The organism is Haloarcula sp. NS06, assembly GCF_051122755.1.
Classification (GTDB): domain Archaea; phylum Halobacteriota; class Halobacteria; order Halobacteriales; family Haloarculaceae; genus Haloarcula.
Genome location: NZ_CP184844.1, coordinates 1 through 19,239 on the forward strand (window position 1 = coordinate 1; position 19,239 = coordinate 19,239).

The 19,239-nt window shown below is 56.6% G+C and carries 13 protein-coding genes, 3 rRNA genes and 2 pseudogenes; 2 read left to right on the forward strand and 16 right to left on the reverse strand.

The genetic code is table 11. The features are described 5' to 3' along the window. Positions 1 to 57: 57 nt before the first annotated feature. The 15 genes and pseudogenes from rrf to ACODNH_RS03625 form a co-directional block, all read right to left on the reverse strand. A 5S ribosomal RNA gene (rrf, locus tag ACODNH_RS03555) occupies positions 58 to 180 on the reverse strand. A gap of 134 nt (positions 181 to 314) precedes the next feature. Next, a 23S ribosomal RNA gene (locus ACODNH_RS03560) occupies positions 315 to 3,245 on the reverse strand. Between the two features lie 369 nt (positions 3,246 to 3,614). After that, positions 3,615 to 5,087 (reverse strand): 16S ribosomal RNA (locus tag ACODNH_RS03565). The 16S, 23S and 5S rRNA genes sit together here, the layout of an rRNA operon. Before the next feature lie 634 nt (positions 5,088 to 5,721). Then, on the reverse strand, positions 5,722 to 6,018 hold the full coding sequence (locus tag ACODNH_RS03570; RefSeq protein ID WP_049909223.1) for a translation initiation factor eIF-1A: 297 nt from the start codon (positions 6,016 to 6,018) through the stop codon (positions 5,722 to 5,724). Positions 6,019 to 6,170: 152 nt separating this feature from the next. Then, a complete protein-coding gene (locus tag ACODNH_RS03575) occupies positions 6,171 to 6,407 on the reverse strand; it encodes a UPF0058 family protein (protein WP_004516302.1) in 237 nt (78 codons plus the stop codon). A 519-nt stretch (positions 6,408 to 6,926) separates the two neighbouring features. Then, entirely contained in the window at positions 6,927 to 7,682 is a 756-nt protein-coding gene (locus ACODNH_RS03580; protein ID WP_306707536.1) for a DUF7289 family protein, read from the reverse strand. Then, positions 7,679 to 8,143: a DUF7266 family protein gene (locus tag ACODNH_RS03585; protein WP_306707538.1), complete on the reverse strand. Its 465-nt coding sequence runs from the start codon at positions 8,141 to 8,143 to the stop codon at positions 7,679 to 7,681. Before ACODNH_RS03585 ends, ACODNH_RS03580 begins: the two co-directional genes overlap by 4 nt. Continuing rightward, on the reverse strand, positions 8,140 to 9,618 hold the full coding sequence (locus ACODNH_RS03590; RefSeq protein WP_434530925.1) for a DUF7288 family protein: 1,479 nt from the start codon (positions 9,616 to 9,618) through the stop codon (positions 8,140 to 8,142). The genes ACODNH_RS03585 and ACODNH_RS03590 overlap by 4 nt, the downstream gene beginning before the upstream one ends. A 2-nt stretch (positions 9,619 to 9,620) precedes the next feature. Further along, entirely contained in the window at positions 9,621 to 10,157 is a 537-nt protein-coding gene (locus tag ACODNH_RS03595; protein WP_434530926.1) for a DUF7287 family protein, read from the reverse strand. 58 nt (positions 10,158 to 10,215) lie between these two features. Further along, positions 10,216 to 10,689, reverse strand: a pseudogene (locus ACODNH_RS03600) (type II secretion system F family protein); the annotation flags it as partial. Positions 10,690 to 10,709: 20 nt separating this feature from the next. Beyond that, positions 10,710 to 11,708 carry a transposase gene (locus ACODNH_RS03605; RefSeq protein WP_434530815.1) on the reverse strand — a complete coding sequence of 333 codons (999 nt, stop codon included), beginning with the start codon at positions 11,706 to 11,708 and terminating at the stop codon, positions 10,710 to 10,712. A gap of 49 nt (positions 11,709 to 11,757) precedes the next feature. Beyond that, positions 11,758 to 13,326 (reverse strand): annotated as a pseudogene (locus tag ACODNH_RS03610) (type II secretion system F family protein); the annotation flags it as partial. Beyond that, the gene (locus tag ACODNH_RS03615) at positions 13,323 to 15,815 is read right to left on the reverse strand and encodes a type II/IV secretion system ATPase subunit (RefSeq protein ID WP_434530927.1); all 2,493 of its coding nucleotides are present in this window, start codon (positions 15,813 to 15,815) and stop codon (positions 13,323 to 13,325) included. The pseudogene ACODNH_RS03610 and the gene ACODNH_RS03615, both read right to left, overlap by 4 nt. A 137-nt stretch (positions 15,816 to 15,952) precedes the next feature. Next, the gene (locus tag ACODNH_RS03620; RefSeq protein WP_434530928.1) at positions 15,953 to 17,098 is read right to left on the reverse strand and encodes a pyridoxal phosphate-dependent aminotransferase; all 1,146 of its coding nucleotides are present in this window, start codon (positions 17,096 to 17,098) and stop codon (positions 15,953 to 15,955) included. Beyond that, positions 17,095 to 17,589: an Lrp/AsnC family transcriptional regulator gene (locus tag ACODNH_RS03625; RefSeq protein ID WP_434530929.1), complete on the reverse strand. Its 495-nt coding sequence runs from the start codon at positions 17,587 to 17,589 to the stop codon at positions 17,095 to 17,097. The genes ACODNH_RS03620 and ACODNH_RS03625 overlap by 4 nt, the downstream gene beginning before the upstream one ends. Before the next feature lie 117 nt (positions 17,590 to 17,706). Between ACODNH_RS03625 and ACODNH_RS03630 the strand changes: the two genes are divergently transcribed. Both ACODNH_RS03630 and ACODNH_RS03635 read left to right on the forward strand, forming a co-directional pair. Further along, the gene (locus tag ACODNH_RS03630) at positions 17,707 to 18,039 is read left to right on the forward strand and encodes a hypothetical protein (protein ID WP_434530930.1); all 333 of its coding nucleotides are present in this window, start codon (positions 17,707 to 17,709) and stop codon (positions 18,037 to 18,039) included. 155 nt (positions 18,040 to 18,194) lie between these two features. Next, positions 18,195 to 18,785 carry a thioredoxin family protein gene (locus tag ACODNH_RS03635; protein WP_434530931.1) on the forward strand — a complete coding sequence of 197 codons (591 nt, stop codon included), beginning with the start codon at positions 18,195 to 18,197 and terminating at the stop codon, positions 18,783 to 18,785. A 248-nt stretch (positions 18,786 to 19,033) separates the two neighbouring features. Here the strand turns inward: ACODNH_RS03635 and ACODNH_RS03640 are convergent, their stop codons facing one another. Further along, positions 19,034 to 19,192 (reverse strand): hypothetical protein, encoded by a 159-nt coding sequence (locus ACODNH_RS03640; RefSeq protein WP_014040640.1) that lies wholly within the window; start codon positions 19,190 to 19,192, stop codon positions 19,034 to 19,036. Positions 19,193 to 19,239 lie beyond the last annotated feature (47 nt).

Consider the following 19,239-nt stretch of genomic DNA (forward strand, 5'->3'; position numbering starts at 1 on the left):
TACGGAAAGCCCACTCGGGAGAGATTCCTCTCCTGAGTGGGCTGTGATAGGTATGAATGGTGGCGGCGAACCGGATTTCCCAGAGGCTCGCGCACTCCAGTACTCCCCGGAACGCTGGTGGGCTTATCTTCCGTGTTCGGGATGGGTACGGGAGGCAACCCCACCGCTGTGGCCGCCTAACGTCGAGTCGTGGAATCGAACCACGAGGATACCAGTCTCGATCGGTCTCCACCGTGTGATTACGTGCGATCCAGTTTGCGCCTGGACTCGTTCAGCGACGAGTTAAATCGTCGGTGAATGAGTCACAGTGCGTATGAATGATGGCTTTGGTCTGTTAGTGCTCGTGGGCTTAACGTCTCGTTACCTCAACGCGCACACCCCGAGTCTATCGACCGCGTCTTGTACGCGGGACCTCAGCGGTGTCTCTTTTCCAAGTGGGTTTCGAGCTTAGATGCGTTCAGCTCTTACCCCGTGTGGCGTGGCTACCCGGCACGTGCTCTCTCGAACAACCGGTACACCAGTGGCCACCAACCGTAGTTCCTCTCGTACTATACGGTCGTTCTTGTCAGACACCATAACACACCCAGTAGATAGCAGCCGACCTGTCTCACGACGGTCTAAACCCAGCTCACGACCTCCTTTAATAGGCGAACAACCTCACCCTTGCCCGCTTCTGCACGGGCAGGATGGAGGGAACCGACATCGAGGTAGCAAGCCACTCGGTCGATATGTGCTCTTGCGAGTGACGACTCTGTTATCCCTAGGGTAGCTTTTCTGTCATCAATTGCCCGCATCAAGCAGGCTAATTGGTTCGCTAGACCACGCTTTCGCGTCAGCGTTCCTCGTTGGGAAGAACACTGTCAAGCTATCTTTTGCTCTTGCACTCTTCGCCGGGTCTCTGTCCCGGCTGAGATAGCCATAGGGCGCGCTCGATATCTTTTCGAGCGCGTACCGCCCCAGTCAAACTGCCCGGCTATCGGTGTCCTCCTCCCGGAGTGAGAGTCGCAGTCACCGACGGGTAGTATTTCACTGATGTCTGGGTGGCCCGCTAGCGCGGGTACCTCTGTAACGACTCCTACCTATGCTGCACATCGGCGACCACGTCTCAGCGACAGCCTGCAGTAAAGCTCCATAGGGTCTTCGCTTCCCCCTGGGTGTCTCCAGACTCCGCACTGGAATGTACAGTTCACCGGGCCCAACGTTGGGACAGTGAAGCTCTGGTTAATCCATTCATGCAAGCCGCTACTGATGCGGCAAGGTACTACGCTACCTTAAGAGGGTCATAGTTACCCCCGCCGTTGACAGGTCCTTCGTCCTCTTGTACGAGGTGTTCAGATACCTGCACTGGGCAGGATTCAGTGACTGTACGAGTCCTTGCGGATTTGCAGTCACCTATGTTGTTACTAGACAGTCCGAGCTTCCGAGTCACTGCGACCTGCTCCGTTCCGGAGCAGGCATCCCTTCTTCCGAAGGTACGGGACTAACTTGCCGAATTCCCTAACGTTGGTTGCTCCCGACAGGCCTTGGCTTTCGCCGCCATGGACACCTGTGTCGGTTCTCGGTACGGACACTATGCTCGTCTTTTCATGGGCCCCAGGTTGAATCACGTTTCCCTATACCGCCGTTCGTCCGCTTCGTGCCATTACGGCTTCCACGGAGTTGGACGGTTCGACCGGGCGAATGCCCGGCGTGATCGACCCCAGGGCGTCAACTTTCACTGCATAGTGGCACGGGAATATTAACCCGTTTCCCATTTCGTCTCAGTCGAGTTGCGGTGAGACTTAGGACCGGCTAACCCTCAGCTGATCAGCAGTGCTGAGGAACCCTTATCCATTAGGCCGTCGGGGTTCTCACCCGACTATCGCTGCTACTATGGCCAGGATTTTCGTCACTAATCGGTCCACAGGAGCTCTCGCCCCCGCTTCCATCCAATTAGAGCGCCAATCTACTCGATTACCAGTATAAGTGGTACGGACAGGTCTCGGTGGTGGATTTGAGTCCCGATCATTTTGGGCGCCTCAAACCTCGGCCGGTAAGCTGTTACGCTTTTCTTAGAGGGTAGCTGCTTCTAAGCTCACCTCCCGGCTGTCTAGGGCTCGAGACCACCTTCAGAGGATTACACTTAATCCACACTTGGGGACCTTAACCTATCTCTGGGTTGTTCCCCTCCTGGTACACAGGCTTACCCCGCGCACCGGAATCCCCGCGTCAAACAGCGTCTGTAAGTTTGGAGTTTGACAGGTGTGCCGACTCCTCTCGGAGGCGGACACACCAATCGGTCGCTCTACCTCACAGACTACCTCGGCGGAGGTCATGCTTCGACATGTTTCGATTGGAACCAGCTGTTGCCGGACTCGATGGGCCTTTCACCCCTACACATAGATCACGAGAGGGTATTGTAGGACACCAACTCTAACAGACTTCCACGTGCCTTTCGGCACGCTTCATCTTGTCCATGCGTAGATCGTCCGGATTCGGGTCGTGTCCGAATGGCTCCCCGCCCTTGAAGACGGCGGCCCTCGGGCAAAGCCCTGCGGCCATGTCGGTTTCCCTGTGCCTCCCCGGATACTCCGGTTAGACTTGCCATACAGACACACTCCCTGGCTCGTTTTTCAAAACGTACGACAGAACATCGGCTTCCCGTGAGTCTTACTAGAGACTCGCGTCTCGGTCATTCGTCATGGGACCTTGTATGCCCTGTCGCTCGATTGCCAACTGATTTCATGCTCTATTTCGCCTCCCTTCTGAGGGTACTTTGCAGCGTTCGTTCACACTACTTGTTCACTATCGGTCTCAGGTTGTGTTTAGCCTTCGCAGTCGATGCCTGCGTTATTCGCGAGGGATATCCAACCCCCGCTACTCTGGCACTACCGCACAGCGTACTGGTCTTCAGTACGGGGTTGTCACCCTGTATCACGCTCTATTCCAAGAGACTTCGTGAAGACGGTCGGCTGATGAGAGGTAGCCCTGACACCACATTGCCCGTGAGGGCTTCGGTTTGGGCTGTATCGCGTTCACTCGCGGTTACTAACGACATCACATTGCGTTTTCTGTTCCTCCCGATACTGAGATGTTTCAGTTCTCGGGGTTCCTCATTGCGCGAAGCAATTGTTAGAGAGATTCTCATTCGGAAATCTGTGGTTCTTCGCCTCCGTGCGGCTCCCCACAGCTTATCGCAGCTTGGCACGTCCTTCATCAGCGCCTGAGCCGAGCAATCCACCAGCTGGCATAGTAGCCAACGTCGTTGTGACTCGTTCAACTGAACGAGTCCAGTGGACGCCTGGATCGCACGTACACACGGTTTCATACTCGCCCCCAAGGTGGAGATGGTGGGCGAATCGACCCTTCCCAGGCGCGGTTTCACCCGGCCTGGTGCATCTGTCGTCGTATCATAGTCGAACGCCGTCCCACACTTAAGGGGACGGATTCGATTGCGATACGAAGTACGGACCCGTCGGGAGTTGCACCCGACATCCCCGAGAGGGGATATCCGCCTCGGATAGGTCTTGTGAGCCCAGCGGGCCCATGCAGTAGTCGGCGCTTGCCGACTCGCGGTGACTTGTGGTCACCAGTCAGTGTAGGTGGGTCAGGGCAGAGCCCTGATCCCGGTCAGTAGGAGGTGATCCAGCCGCAGATTCCTCTACGGCTACCTTGTTACGACTTAAGCCCCCTTGCGGAGCCCAGATTCGACCGTCGCATGACGGCCTCATCCGGACCCCACTCGGGTGCTTTGACGGGCGGTGTGTGCAAGGAGCAGGGACGTATTCACCGCGCGCTTCTGACACGCGATTACTACCGAATCCAGCTTCATGCGGGCGGGTTTCAGCCCGCAATCCGAACTACGACTACGTTTGGAGATTAGCTTCGCCTCTCGGCGTTGCATCCCACTGTCATAGCCATTGTAGCCCGCGTGTTGCCCGGTCCATTCGGGGCATACTGACCTACCGTTGCCCATTCCTTCCTCCATTTTAGCAATGGCAGTCCTCCTAGTGTACCCAACCACCGCAGGGGTGTTGCTGGCAACTAGAAGTGTGGGTCTCGCTCGTTGCCTGACTTAACAGGACGCCTCACGGTACGAGCTGACGGCGGCCATGCACCTCCTCTCAGTAGCGTCGAGTAAAGTCGTCAACCTGACTGTCATTACTACTGTCGGGACCGGTGAGATGTCCGGCGTTGAGTCCAATTAAACCGCAGGCTCCTCCGGTTGTGGTGCTCCCCCGCCAATTCCTTTAAGTTTCATCCTTGCGGACGTACTTCCCAGGCGGCTCGCTTATCGTCTTCACTACGGCACATCACGTGCTCATGGCGCGTGACATACCTAGCGAGCATTGTTTACGGCCAGGACTACCCGGGTATCTAATCCGGTTCGAGACCCTGGCTTTCGTCCCTCACTGTCGGGTCCGGTCTCTCAACGTGGTTTCCCCATTGGTGGTCCGTCCAGGATTATAGGATTTCACTCCTACCCCGGACGTACCCGTTGAGTCTCTCGGCCCCAAGCTGTGTAGTTTCCACCGGACGTCGACCAGTTGAGCTGGTCGATTTCCCAATGGACTTACACAGCAAGCTACGGACGCTTTAGGCCCAATAATATCGGCCATCACTTGGACTGCCGGTATTACCGCGGCGGCTGGCACCGGTCTTGCCCAGTCCTTATTCTTGTACCACCTTACGGTACAGAAAAGCGAGGGCTATATGCCCTCACACTCGGAGTCCCCCTATCGCACTGTCGTGCAGTGTAAAGGTTTCGCGCCTGCTGCGCCCCGTAGGGCCCGGTATCTTGTCTCAGATACCGTCTCCAGGCTCTTGCTCTCACAACCTGTACCGATTATCGGCATGGTGGGCCGTTACCCCACCATCTACCTAATCGGCCGCAGCCACATCCTACAGCGCCGGAACGTTTCTAACTCTCGGCACTCCAGCGTGAGAGTTATATCCGCTATTGGCCTCAGTTTCCCGAGGTTATTGCGGTCTGTAGGGTAGTTTGGCCACGTGTTACTGAGCTATATGCTACGAGTCTAAACTCGTGCAACTAGGCATGGCTAAATCGGACTCCGATAGCAATGGCCTCCGGCAGGATCAACCGGAATGTGCTGATATACATCAGCGGCGGAAGTGGTTGCACTCCGTCGGAAGCAAACACATTGGTTCCTACACCAATGTTGACTACTGCATGGGTCCGTGGGCTCACATCAGATTCCATCTTAACGGCGGACCGCAGGGGTGGAATCCTCATTGGGTGGATCTCGCCAGCCCCAGAAGGGGAAGACGAGATCCGTTCGTGGCTCGGACCGACCCAGGTGGCCGACCGAGCATGCCGACCCGGGCTCGCTGCCCGGTGCGACCTTCGCATTAATTCAGAAGACGGGGGAACATATAAATGAATCGTCTCAGGCTCGCCCTGTGCAGAACACACACGACGCATACGTAACGTGATGCCGTGACACGCATAACCGCAAGACTGCGACAGGATGTATATAATCCGACGTGTCCTTATATTTGAACTCTGACATAGAGGTCAGCGGCCGGAGGCCAGTAATCCATTATATATCAATCGGGAGGAGTACGAACCTGACGGTAGACAGTCGTAGTGTACCAGACGCTATGCCGAAACAAGCGTCGCGACACCCAGGAAGCTAGCAGTCAGAACAGAAACCAGCGCAGGTCGCGATAAAGAATTATCTCAAGGTCGTTGTGAACCAGGACGCGGGTACAGTGGTAAAATTAGGCGGTCAGCGAGTCAATGTGGCCTTCCGAACGGAGCTGGTCGGCGTCTTGCCCCTTGTAGCGCCATTCGATGTTGGCCTTCTCGTCTTGCCAGTCCCACGGTTCGGCGAGAACGATGTCATCCTCGTTAATCCAGGTCCGGAACTTCATCCGACCTGGAATCCGGCCAAGCCGGGTTTCGCCGTCCTCACAGCGAATGCGGACGTGGTTCCCGCCAAGGTGCTCTGTTACCACTGCAAACATCTCGTCGTTTGTAGGCATGCGGAGATTCCGCCGCCCTGAATCGTCGCTCACAACATAAATACGGTCGCCTCCCGTATAAGTTGTTTGAGAGGCGGGATAGCGTGTACCATGCGACCGACATAGTGGCCGTGTCACGGTAGGAACTGACCAATAGCTATCGGAAGTAGTGAAACGATAAGAACGACTGACGACAGTCCGTCGATTCAGTCGGCAGTCAACGCCTGCGGTTCGTCAGCTTCCTCGGCCATCGCATCTGTCAGCCCGGAAGCGAGCGCAAATACTGCTTCCTTGTGATCTGTCTTTGATTTGTGAATCGATGTCGGTTTGACACCAAGGTCAGCGTACAGATCGTGCTCAACACTTGTGTCCGCTTCGTGTTCGTAGTGGTGTTGTACCTGCGCGAGAAGACTGTGAAGGTGAATGAGTTCTTGCTTCTTCATTAGTATACAATCTTATGACGTGGAGGGTAATAGTACTACCTTGCCAACGACTCACACGTAGCTGTCGTTCGGATGCAAAGCCCATCGATCTTATGTATAGATATAAAGGCGGTTATCGGTGTGTAAGCGTCTGTACCCTGAGTTTTACCGTAGTCCATAATATTCTAATTTTTCGCACTAATATTAAACACGGTAGTGAATAGCAGTTGTGACTAGTTTTCATCATTATCGGCTAAAGAGTATTGATTGGGTTATCGACCTGTGAAAGGCTCTCAATCATAAAAGACCACGCAATATATTAGCTATCGAACACTTCATGCCTACTGAGTACGTACCTGTAGTCGTAATGAATTGGAAGCACCCACGAGACAAGACTGCGGCTATGGCGAAACAGGAAGAAGCAAACAGCGGGACGAAGTGGTCATTCATCGCGGCGCTGATGACTGCTGCATAAGGACTCTCTCATCGTTCGGGACTGGACTCCATAGCGACGGGTCTGTGCATCGCTGACAGGGACGGTTAGGAGACAGTGCGGATATCGACTGTCGTATTATGGAGGACAGCGCGGCTGATGCCTGTACACTGATACGTGTGTGGTTCCGAATGGTCCGACCAGTTTGATAGTTCCTGCTCAAATAGGCGGTGCCACGCATCTGGGTACGCAGTCTCCGAGACGTTGATCGAGACGGTTGTAGCAGATGGCGGCTTACCAGCCTGTGGCGAAACGAGCGTCTTGTTCTGGACGGTAGTCTCGATTGTGACGCGACTCGACGACGAGAAATCCGTCTGTCCGTCAAGCGAGAGGACGGAGAGGTATGCGCTGCCGCTATCGGGGGTACACCGAAAGCTAGGTTTCCGTGAGACGACCAGTCCCTCCTGCTGGACCCGGTACACTGCACCACTGGTGTAGACGATATCGGTCCCCGAATCAGTCTCCCGGATGAACGCTCCGGCTGAGATATTCGTTGACTGTCCATCAACAGTTACATTCAGCGTTGACGCCTGGATGGAGAGCCCGTGGCCCTGGAGTTTCATACTCGTGGTCCGCCGTGGGGCGCCGCCCTGAATGTGGTCGCCCGTAGTCTCCGCGAACCCGATCATCGACGTTTCGGCGACATCAGTTGTCGCCCCCTGTTGAATAGTATCGAATGCCCCGAGTCCACCGAGCGTCACCAGCGCAATGCCGGTGATGATGATACTGAACGTGAGTGTAAACGCCAGCAGATCAGACACACCACGGTCGTGACCGTCTTGTCTTGACAGTGGCGAGATCATCCACGTGTCACCTCCATGCAGTCGGCCGACGCATTGTACGAGACGGCCAGTGGCCCGCTGGAGACAACAGACGGACAGACATTAGTTTCATTCTCAAATCGGACGACAGCGTATCGATTCAGTCCTGATGCGTTTACGTACACGCGCGTTCGATATGTGTCTGCAGCAACCTCGACGTTGTACGACTGGTCAGCGATCCGCTCCGGATACGTCGCACGAAACGACACTGTCGAATTGAGAGACTCAGTGTCGAACGCATCCAAGCGAATCAGGTCGCGCGCGATACCATCGCCGACGTTCTCCAGCGCTTCCTCTGTCACGCGTTCACGCTGTGAATCGACCATCTGGCTCCCGCCGATGAGAAGGCCGGTCACCAGCAGCGACGTGATGCCGATAGTGAGCGCCTGCGTGACCGCGGGCGAGACGCCACGGCTGTCAGACAGGAGACGATCGAGGTTCATCCGTCGTCCACCTCCACGAGGACTGTTCGGTTGTAGCTCGCAGATGGTGTGTCATAGGTCGTGTCTATGGCAGGGACGACGGGATACGGCGCGGTATCTCCGGAATCATAGCTCGTGCTTGGGAAGGTCCCGATGGCCGCAAAGCGGTAAGTACCATCGGCTTTCTGACCTTTGCTTATATTAATGATGTAAGGTGGCTCGGTTACATCGCTGAATGTTTTGAACCCACTCCCTTGGTTACATGTTCCGGCAACAAGATTGACGCTCAGGTCTTTGGCACCAGGTCCGGAGTTCGGGACGGAACAGACAGGTGTATCCGACCCCGGAGTACTATCCCGAATAGTTACTGTCTTGTCTCTAATTGGTCCGGTTCCGGTAAGTGAAACTTCTAACGCCCACCAGTTACCGTTACTGCCTGTCACGGTAATGTTAAATGGAGTTCCCTTGTCATGTCCTTCAGTGAAATTAAAATTGAAGACAGCGATGCGACTGACATTCTTGGCCACAACCCACTCGTTCGGCTTTGAGCCTCCGTTCGGGTCGTCAATCTCACTGGCCGAAGTCTGACTCGTCTCATTGCCAAGCGACGCCGATTCGTTCAGCGTCGCGTTGAGATAGGTGCCGCCACTGCTTGCGACAACTCGGTTGTGTGTCTGCGTGTAGTTCTGGAGCGCGTTCTCGTATCGCTTCTCAAATCCATCAAGGTCATCGCCCCGCGTTTGGGCCGCAAGTCGTCCAAAATCCCGCTCAACAGAGGCTTCTCGGTCAGCTGACCGCTCGATAGTGTTTGCACTTCCAGTGGTCGTGATACCGTCGGTGACAGCGAGACTGTGGGCAAACAGTATCGTACTGAACACGACGATAGCGATGGCAATGCCACCGACCAACAGCAGTTGTCCGCGCTCGTTGGCTACCATACGACCAGACGCACCTCCACGACGTTGTAGACGATAGAGTCGGGCTCTGCATCGGGGGCGAAATACCCGCTGACGGTCGAGAGACGGGCCGGTGCCGCTGCAGTCGCCGATTCGGGTGGGCATATCGTCGGACAGCGTCACCGTTTCAGTTGCAACGGCTGCATCAGCCGGCCGCTCGGCGACGTTTTCGTCTGATTCCTGCGAGACGAGGGTCGTCTGGCGTGCACCTGAATCCGAGTAACTGAAGTAAAGATTGTACTGTTCTCCCTGACGGTCGAAAGTCCGGTTCAACATCAGCTCGAACTCGGTGGAGCTGCCCGTCTGGTTACCGTTGAGTGTCGGTGTTCCGACGCTGTAACACGCCGTCGCGTTGTGCAGCGCTCCGGTTTCTGCTGCCAGTGATAGCGTGTCGCTCGCGCGGGTTTCCAGTGACGCGGTCCGCTGCTGGGCGCCGGTCTGGAACGGACCGGTGTCGACTGCCGACAGGCCGTAGACGGTCGCTGTCACAACGACGATAGCCGCGAGAACACCTTCTAGCGTGTAGGCTTGGCCACGCATCGTTACCACACCCTCACGACGAGCCAGCAGACTGGATCGCACTGGCCGGTTGCGTTGGTCAGTTTCACCACGCGGGATGTCATCGCAACGTTGTCTCGACTGGCGACATCAGGCCCCCAAGCGAGTCGCTGGCCATGGTCATCGACTGCCGGGTCCCGTGTCCCTGCTTCGAGCGATGACGCATTGACGACGGTTACATTGAGTGATGCGTTTGTCCGGCGTTGTGTTGCGGTGTTGAGGCCGGCGTTCGATTTCAAGCTACTAAGCGTGCCGCCGTGGTTGGCGTTATCCTTGTTGAGGGACTCGTTGATCCCACCGCTCGTGTTGTAGCGAATGAAGTTCCGCGCCCCCTCAACCGAGTGGTTTTCGACAAGGTACGTTGCTGCCCTGTCCGCAATTGGTTGGTTACGCTGTACATCTGGGGATTCGTACACGCCGATCGCACTACCTTGTACGAAGGCCAAGACCCCGATTATCGTCACGAGCAGGACGCTCACCCCTACGGCGAAGTCCTGCGGTGTTTGTGCTCTTGTATCCATGTCCCACACACCCTGTTTGTTATCTTGTACGTCCGCCATCGAGCCGCGAAAGGGGCCGCTATCCCACGGCGATCCACACCACCAGTGCAATCGTCGACAGGACGACTGCGAACTTGACGCCTGCGACGAGCTTCACTTCCCGAATATAGCCGGCGATGAACGACGACAGCAACGCCTGCAGCGTCACTGCGTGGAAGAACAGCATCGACAGCAGTTCCGTGTCGACGCTGCCGCCGAATCCACCGCCTGGCGCGCTCGAACTACTTGACCCGGAGGCCTGCGTCGCCAGTCCCGACATCACATCGAGGAACTGTGTCTTCAGCAGCGCCATTACGCCGAGCAACGTCAGGTACGTCATCAGGATGATGACCGTCTGCATCCGCGTCCGGGACTTTCGCTCCCGTTCGATGTCGTCTTGATTCTCCGAGGCCTGGGCAGCCGTCGAGAGCACGTCCTGAATCTGGCTGGAGGCTTCCTGTGCCTCTGCGATGAGCTTGACTGTCCGTGCCAGTCGTGGGACGTTGTACTTGTGAGCCTGTCATAGAATCCATCTCATAGCTTGAGCTTCTCGCGGCCAGGGTTATCGCCCCGCTCAAAGCTGGTGATTGCAACGACGAGCCGGAGACACAGCGCAACGAATACTTCTGTTCGTGCGTGGACGCGGCCTCGGGCGCGGACGTGCCCGAGGCCGCAATCCTTGACTGCGTCGTTAGTTCGTTCGACTCCTGTCCGGCTGTTATACGTCTCGTCCAAGATAGATTGTTTCAGCTGAACGTCCTCGCTGTGTTCCTCGATTCGGTCTTCGACCCTGTACTCGATGTCCTTCGGGTCGTCAGTGTTTCGCGGATTGTATGGAGCGATTGGCACGACCCCTGCGGCCAGCAGGTGGTCGTGCCAATCGAGGATGTCGTAGGCGCTGTCTCCGAGCATCCAGACCGGTGTATCGACGGCGAGCGCGTCACGCGTGACGCGCATCGCCGTCTCTTGATCTGCTTGTTTAGCCTGTGTGAATTCCGCCGCAATTGGGATCTTCGCGCCGGTTGAGGCGATTGTACAGCCGAAGCCGTAGTAGTACTCTTCGGCTGTTGGATCGTAGTTCCACGATGCGGCGTCGTTGTGTTGGATCGCTTCGACGTGAGTCGAATCGATGGAGTACGTGGAGTCGAGCAGGCCGCGGGCGGCGGCCTGCTCGACGAGTCTGTTGAAGACATCGTCAACGACGTGTTCGAGATCAGTGAGAAACCGGTCAATGGTGTCTCTGGATGGCGGTTTGTCGAGACCGCAGTAGTACCAGACAAGGCTGTGTTGGAGTTCTCGTGTGACTGGACGAGTGCCGTAGACATCCTCGTAGTAGCAGTGTAGAAAGCCGCGAAAGAGGTCTGGTGGTTTGTGAACTCGTGTTCGCCCCCGCTTCGAGGGGGCGAACACGTCGTAATCCAGCAGAAACTCGAACTCAAGATGCTCGAACAGCGGTACCGTCTCGGTAGCCGCTGCATTCAAGAACTCGTTGACCGAAGCTACGTTTTGCAGGGCTTTGGAGCTGGTGGACACAGTTTCCAAACCCTGCTGCTTCGCACGTGACGCTTTCTATGACAGGCTCCTTGTTGTTAAATTCCCGGAGCGCGTCTTTCAGGCTCGTTCCGTAGTTGACCTTTGCGTGGATGGTCTCGAACTCCTCGGAGAGCTTTCCGGAGGACGTCTCGGAGACCACCTTGACCGACTCTAGCAACGTCATCCCGGTGTCGTTGGCTGATGCGAGCTTCCGGAGGTTTTCGGAAAGTTTCCCGATGATTGCCTTCCGAGAGCGCTGGTTCCACTCGTAGAAAATCATCAGCGGGATGAAGTTGAGGTACATCGGGACATACACCCAGAAGAACGTCGAGCGAACTGGGACAGCGATCATTCCGTCCAGCGATAACGGGGCCCAGCCGATGACGATAGCTGCGACGACGGCAAGGATTGACAGCGGCACCGTCAGCCACAGCACCAACAGCGGATGGTCACGGAAGAACAGGTCAGGCCGTGTGAGGATGGCGAGGAGTTCGTGGGTCCCCTCCCGGCTCTTGATCCGGTCGAAGACGCTGTAGGTTCCCGTGTAGCTCTCGATGAGCCCGAGGTTGAACACGCCGACACCTTCGTCGACAACGAGTTCCTTCTCGCCGGGGCTTGAACGCAGATAGCCGTCCCCGATTGAGTCTTGCGTGACAGTCGAAACGAGGACGAGAAAGCCCAGGCCGGTCAGTGGAATCAGCCCGTACACCGTACCGTAGATAAGCGACTGCTGTGCGTTCCCCATCATCGACATGATGACCAGAATGATGATGAGAAGCAGTGGGAACAGCGAGAGCGTCATGTACATCTCGCCGAACAGTTCCAGCGTCTCCAGCATCTTCTCCTGTTCCTGCCGGGCGGTTCGCATGTGTTTTTCCTTCTGGTCTTCGAGGAAGGAGGTCATGTCCCCGCCGGAGTTAATGATAGAGAGCATATCCGTCAGGAACTGGGACAGTTCGTCCGAGGGTGTCTGGAGCGCCTGGTTCCGGACAGCGGTCCGGTAGTCAGTATCAAAATACTCCGTCTCCAGCACAATAGACTGGAACTCTTTTGCAACCTCACCGTACGTGTCTTCGGCCTTCCCCATCGACTGCAGAATTTCAAGTTGGTTGAGCCCACCCACGGACAGCGCATACATGAACGAAATCGAGTCGGACAGTAGGACGTTGATTTCGCGCTCGCGCGCGCTCGCGCGGAAGTACGGAATCGAGACCAGCGACCCAAACCCAATACCGAATCCAATGGCGCCGAAGACGAAGCCGGTCACGATAACGAGAAATGGGAGTTTCAGCATGGCGAGAATCTCTGAGACGCCCTCGGACACCGGAATCCCGATGAGCGTCGGCGCTTCCCCACCGGCAAACAGCAACTGGACCAGCAGATACCCGAGGAACGTGCCGACGAGCCACAGCGCCAAGCCGGCGATGACACCGACCGCAAGTGCGCGTGCGAGGAACATCTCAACGTTGTCGGCCATCCGGGCCTCCGCGAGTTTGTTCTCGACGCTGTTTACGAAGTCGCCCTCGTCGTCGAACACCATCTGGTACGCCGGGTAGAACGTGTCACCGAGCGCACCGCCGCTGCCGACCTGTTGCTGACTCGGTGTATCGAGGCTCATTCGCTATCTGCCTCCGCACCAGCCTTCGGAACGAACTGGCCGAAGTCGATGCTGTCCTCGTCAGCGCTCTCATCGGAATCGTCCATCAACGCTGAGACAATATCCGGGGTTTCGCGGCTCTTGTAGGTGTTGAACAGTGGTTGGGCGTTGTCAAGCACCTGCTTTGTCTCCTCGACCATTTCCGGCGGCGCGTCCGGCCGGGGCACCATCTCCTCTTTTTCCGGGTCGATATCGATCTTGACAGATTCCATCTCCCGGAGGTCCTCAAGTGACAGTTCGAGCTGGTCGTTGGCGATGAGCGTGAGAATGGTGTCGGGGTCGTTGATGAACGCCTGGATGGTCGCCGCGACCTGCGTGTAGGTGTTCAGCCCCTTCTCGATGAGGTACGCGAGTACGACCTTGCGCTTGAACAGCTCCTCATCGAGTTTCTCCTGGGTCCACCCGCGGTCGAACTTGATCTCTTCAAGTGTGTTCGAGTTCCCCATCTGGATGTACTCATCCGTCTCGGCTCGCCACTCGTACACGTCCCGGACGTTGATCTCGTCGTTCTCGGCGGAGTATTCGTTGATTTCAGTCAGGGACTTGTTTCGGCGAACCTTGTTGCCGTCGACCCGGGTCTGGGTCTGAATCGACACCAGATCCAGCGCCGTAAACAGCGTCTTCGAGACGTTGATCGGTTCGGTGGTGAACCGCTTGATGACCTCGCCGACTGAGTCGGCGTGGAAGGTAGTGTAGGTGGTGTGCCCAGTCGACATGACCTGGAACAGCGTCCGGCCTTCCTCACCACGGATCTCACCCATGACGATGTAATCCGGACGCTGACGGAGCGCGGCCTCCAGCAGGTCGAACTCGTCGACATCACCCTTGTCGTCCTCACCGAAAGAGGGACGTGTGACGCTTGCCACCCAGTTCCGCTGTGGCAGTTCGACCTCACGTGTGTCCTCGATGGAGACAATCTTGGAGTTTGATGGGATGAACAGCGAGACAGCGTTCAGGCTGGTCGTCTTCCCCGAGGCGGTACCGCCAGCGAAGATGAGGCTCTTGTTGTTCTCAATACAGAGCCAGAGGAACGCCATCTCGTCCAGCGAAAACGTGTTCCAGTTGATGAGATCGATCGGCGTAAAGGGGACATCCTTGAACTGCCGGATAGTGTAGTTTGTCCCGTGGTCGGACACCTCCCGACCCAGTGTCAACTGGGCACGTGACCCGTCCGGGAGCGTCGCATCGACCTGTGGCTGACGCTTCGAGATACCCTTCCCGGACCGCTGTGCGAGCTTCACGACGAAGTCGTCGAGTTCCCCTTTGCCGTGTTCGACGTTCGAGATAATCTGCTCGTAGTCGGTGTGATAGACGAATACCCGAGAGTTATACCCGTCACAGGAGATATCCTCTACGTTGATGTCGTGTTTGACGCCATCAATGCGGGCGTAGCCAACGAAGTCCCGCTTGAGCATATACAGCAGCTTCTCGACCTGATACTCGTTTAGCTTCGGGTCGTCGTCTTGGAGGATAGCCGGTTCGGGACGTGTCGAAATGCCGGAGAGTTGTCCCGCGGTTTCACTTTGTGTTTCCTCGTCCAGTCCGAACAGCTCCTTGACCTGTCCGAGAACGCTCTCTTCGCCGCTACTGGATACTGAGCCGTTGTAGAGGTCGTACCGTGAGAGGAGTTGTTCGGCCTCCCGCTGGATAACCTGTGCCCGGTCAGCGTCAGTCCCCTGAACGATCACGTCGTCCTCAGAATACTTGATTGCGGTCTTGAGTTTGCCCGAGAGAAACTCCCGAAGGTCGATCTCGATATCTGTGAGATACGGCTCAATGACGTAGTATTTCTTCTCGTTCTCTTTCCGTGAATGGAAGATGATAACGCAGGCGTATGGCTTGTTGACCCAGTACCGCTCCAGTTCGTTGAAATGAGATTTCTTCGACTGGGGAACGGCTTTTTCCAGATCGTAGCGGTTGACGACGGTTGTGTGGCCATCCCGTGTCGAGAAGAACTCGTCTTCGTCCAGCTCCGGGTTCACGTCGACGGTGTTTTGATCGACGTACTCGTGCAGTTCACTGGCGATATCTTCGGCGGCAGACAGCTTGTTTTCCGTGTGTTCGGGGTCGAAGTTCAGGTACTCGCTTGCATCAAACGGGATGACTTCACCGTCACTGTCACGGGGGAGACTACCGTCCTTATAATAGTACTCCTGTTTGAAATGCTCCCACGTGTAGATGTCTTTCGCGACTGGTGTCGTGGTTGGGTCGAGATACGCTTCGAACGGCGCTTGCAGTGTTTTACCCGCACTCGCCGCGTCTTCGAGTCGCTGACTGAGTTCTCTCGGCTCGAATCCGAGGTACACACTTCGGTCGAACCGCCCCCCATCGTGTACCTCTCGCCGGAGATCGTCCCATGTGTATTCGCCGACCCGTACAGGCTCGTCAGTCAGGGCCCCCCCACTGTTGACCTGCTCTGACTCACCTCCCCCAGTATCATCGATAGCCATTGTTATTCATCTCCCGTTAGGCAGGAAAAAAGTTTATCCCCGCTAACTGTCGCTGAAAAAGAGTTTCCGGCTGTTCGTATCACGGTCTCCTTACGGTAGTAAGTGGACCATACTGAATGTTTCGCCGACCATAATTGTCAATCAAGGAACGACTCAATCCGGGCCATCGCCTCTTTGAGATCGTCGAGACCCGTGGCGTAGGACACTCGCAGGTGGCCTGACCCACCCTCACCGAATGCGGTTCCGGGGACTACCGCGACCCGTTTTTCCTGAAGCAAACTCTCGGCGAACTCACCGGCATCGTCCCAGGGGCATTCCGGGAACGCGTAGAACGCTCCGGCCGCTGGGAAGCAGTCAAGTCCCATCTCTTCGAAGCGCGTGAGGACGTACTTCCGTCGGCGGTCGTACTGCGCGGCCATCTCCGTGACCTCGTCGCGGCAGTTGTCGAGCGCCTCGATAGCGGCGTGCTGGGCTGTCGTCGGGGCCGAGAGCATCGAATACTGATGGATTCGGTTCATCGCCTCGATGGCCTTCGGCGGGGCCATCGCGTACCCCAGTCTGAACCCTGTCATCGCGAACGCCTTCGAGAAGCCATTGAACACGACGGTCCGCTCACGCATCCCAGGGAGGGTAGCGATAGACGTGTGATCGTGTTCGTACGTGAGGTCGGCGTAGATCTCGTCGGCGAACACGAGGAGATCGTTTTCGCGGCAAAAGGCCGCAACATCCGCCATCTCCTCGGCTGTCATCGTTGCTCCGGTCGGGTTGTTCGGGAAACAGTACACGAGCGCGTCAGCCTCCGCCGCACCGGACGATTCCAGCACTTCTCGGGTGAGCTTGAACTCGTCCTCTGCGCGTGTCGGAACGTCGATAACGTCGATGCCGGCGAACGTCGCACCAGGGACGTACGAGACGTAGCAGGGCTGGGCGATAGCGATTGAGTCGCCGGGATTTAACAGCGCCCGAAACGCGAGATCCAAACCCTCGCTCGCACCCGCCGTGACGAGGATTTCCTCATCAGGGTCGTACTGCAGGTTGTGCGTCGCCGCTTCGTAGTCCTCGATGCGTTCTCGGAGCTCCCGTTTCCCGCGGTTGGCGGTGTAGGAGGTCTGGCCGCGTTCGAGCGACGCGATAGCGGCTTCACGAGCCGACCATGGGGCCGAGAAATCCGGTTCGCCGACCCCGAGAGAGATGATGTCGTCCATCTCCTCGGCCAGTTCAAAGAACCGTCGGATGCCCGAGGGCGGCACGCTATCGACTCTGTCTGCTGGCTCGAACGTCATGGTGAGACAGACAGCCGGTCATCGTCGTCGTGATCGTCGAACTCCATCCCCTGCTCCTTGTACGACTCCATGATATAGTGGGTTACCGTCTGCGTAATCTCGGGGATCGGCGCGATTTTGTCGCTGATGAAATGCGACACTTCGCGCATCGAATCGCCCTCAACCTCTAGGTCGAAGTCGTAGTCACCGCTGACGAGGCGCAGCGAAGTCACTTCCGGGAACTTCGCGATCCGGTCAGAGATATCGTCGTAGCTGGTTTCACGATCCAGCGTGACGTTAAGTTCGACAGTTGCACGGACGCGTTCCTCGTCGCTCTCGACCGCGTTCCAGTCGACGACTGCTTGATAGCCGCGAATGATACCTGCCTCCTCGAATTCGTCGATGATCTCGGCTACCTCGCTCTCGGAGTAATCGGTCAACCGAGCGATGTCCTCGGTCGTGTAGCGAGCGTTCTCTCGTAGCAGGTCGAGTATCTCGCGGCGACTGCTCATACAGTGCCAGCGGAGTGACGCGGACAAAAGCCTTGCTCAATAGTGAGAGGAAGTCACATCATTCGGGTGGAAATGCACCAGACAGTTTTAGTATCTCTGCCGGTTAGGTGTCGATTAATGTTCGAAGAGGGTGGTCAACGGGCTGATTCTGACACAGGATGGGCGCATGTCGCGAACCACGACAAGGCGGCAACAGTTATCGACACGATACTCCGCCTCGATGTGGACGAGACGTATACGAAAACGGCCCTGAGCGAGGCTGCCGGCGTGCCGCTGAAGACGCTATATCTTGATGGGACGCTTGAAGAGCTGGTGACAGTGGGGCTGCTAGAAAAACACGAAGCAGAGGGAGAAGAGACGCTATTCTCCGTCGATGACGGGAGTACAGCGTTCGAGGCAGCGAAGGCCTTCGATACCGCGGCAGCGACATCCAGCGACGTGGACAGTTGAGCGAAAAGCGACGATCACAGAAGTCAGCATATAGTAACGATTGACACGATGTACGCACCAATCGCACTGCAATCGTGCGATCGGGTGTTCATTACCTCTCAATGGCTACTATAGTGTCCGTGGACTTTTAGCGGCGACAGTCGTAGCGGAAGGCGATGGTTTCACTCGATTCGGAGTCCGACGTGCTCGGACGTGGGGACGAAGCACCGACGTTCGAACTGCCAGGAGCGGATGGGGCAACATACTCACTGTCGGATTTCGTGGACAAGGACGCACTACTGGTCGTGTTTACGTGCAACCACTGTCCATACGCGAAAGCGAAGATTGGTGAGCTAAACCGCCTCGCGACGGAATACGACGACCTTGCTGTCGTCGGGATCAATGCTAACGACCCCGAGGAGTACCCCGACGACTCCTTCGAGCGGATGCAGGAACTCGTCGAACGCGGGGAAATACAGTATGACGCGTATCTATTCGATGAGTCTCAGGGCGTCGCAGCCGCGTACGGCGCCCGGTGTACCCCTGATCCGTTCCTGTTCCGGAACGACGGTGGGACGTTCAAACTGGCGTACCACGGTCGCCTCGACGACGCGCCAAATCCGGACGACGAACCAAGCGAGCGGGAGATGGCCACCCACGTCGAAACGTTGCTCGATGGCGACCAGATTACGGCGGCTGAGAAACCGTCCAGAGGGTGCTCGATAAAGTGGAAGTCCGGTAACGAACCGGCCTACTGGGATGTCTGATTGGGACGGCCCGGCGTGAGCAAGGGCACGAGACGAGTGCGTTGTCCAGAGTGAACGTGGCCATACGCAGACGTGTTCCGAATGGGGATGATCTATTTGCGAGTGCTTTCATAATAGTCAAACACTCGTCACCAGAGCCTGTAGAGAAGTCTAAAATGTAGTTGTTCTAGCGACGTATCGTAAAAACGGTTCCCGGCGAGCGGTCTACTGAAACCACGCTCTGACTATCCGGGCTGCTACACCCGATGTTAGATTTCGTCCAGCGATTCGAACCCGCTCCAGCATTCACAGTCGAGGTCGTCGATAGACGTGACTTCGTCCGGGAGCGAACTTATCGGCATTCCGTCGTCAAACTCATCACACTCCTCTATGTGAATAGAAAAGTCGCTACTCGACATGATTGGCATAGTCGATATTACGGCGTAGCATCGCAAAAATCCTCGGACTTGGGACG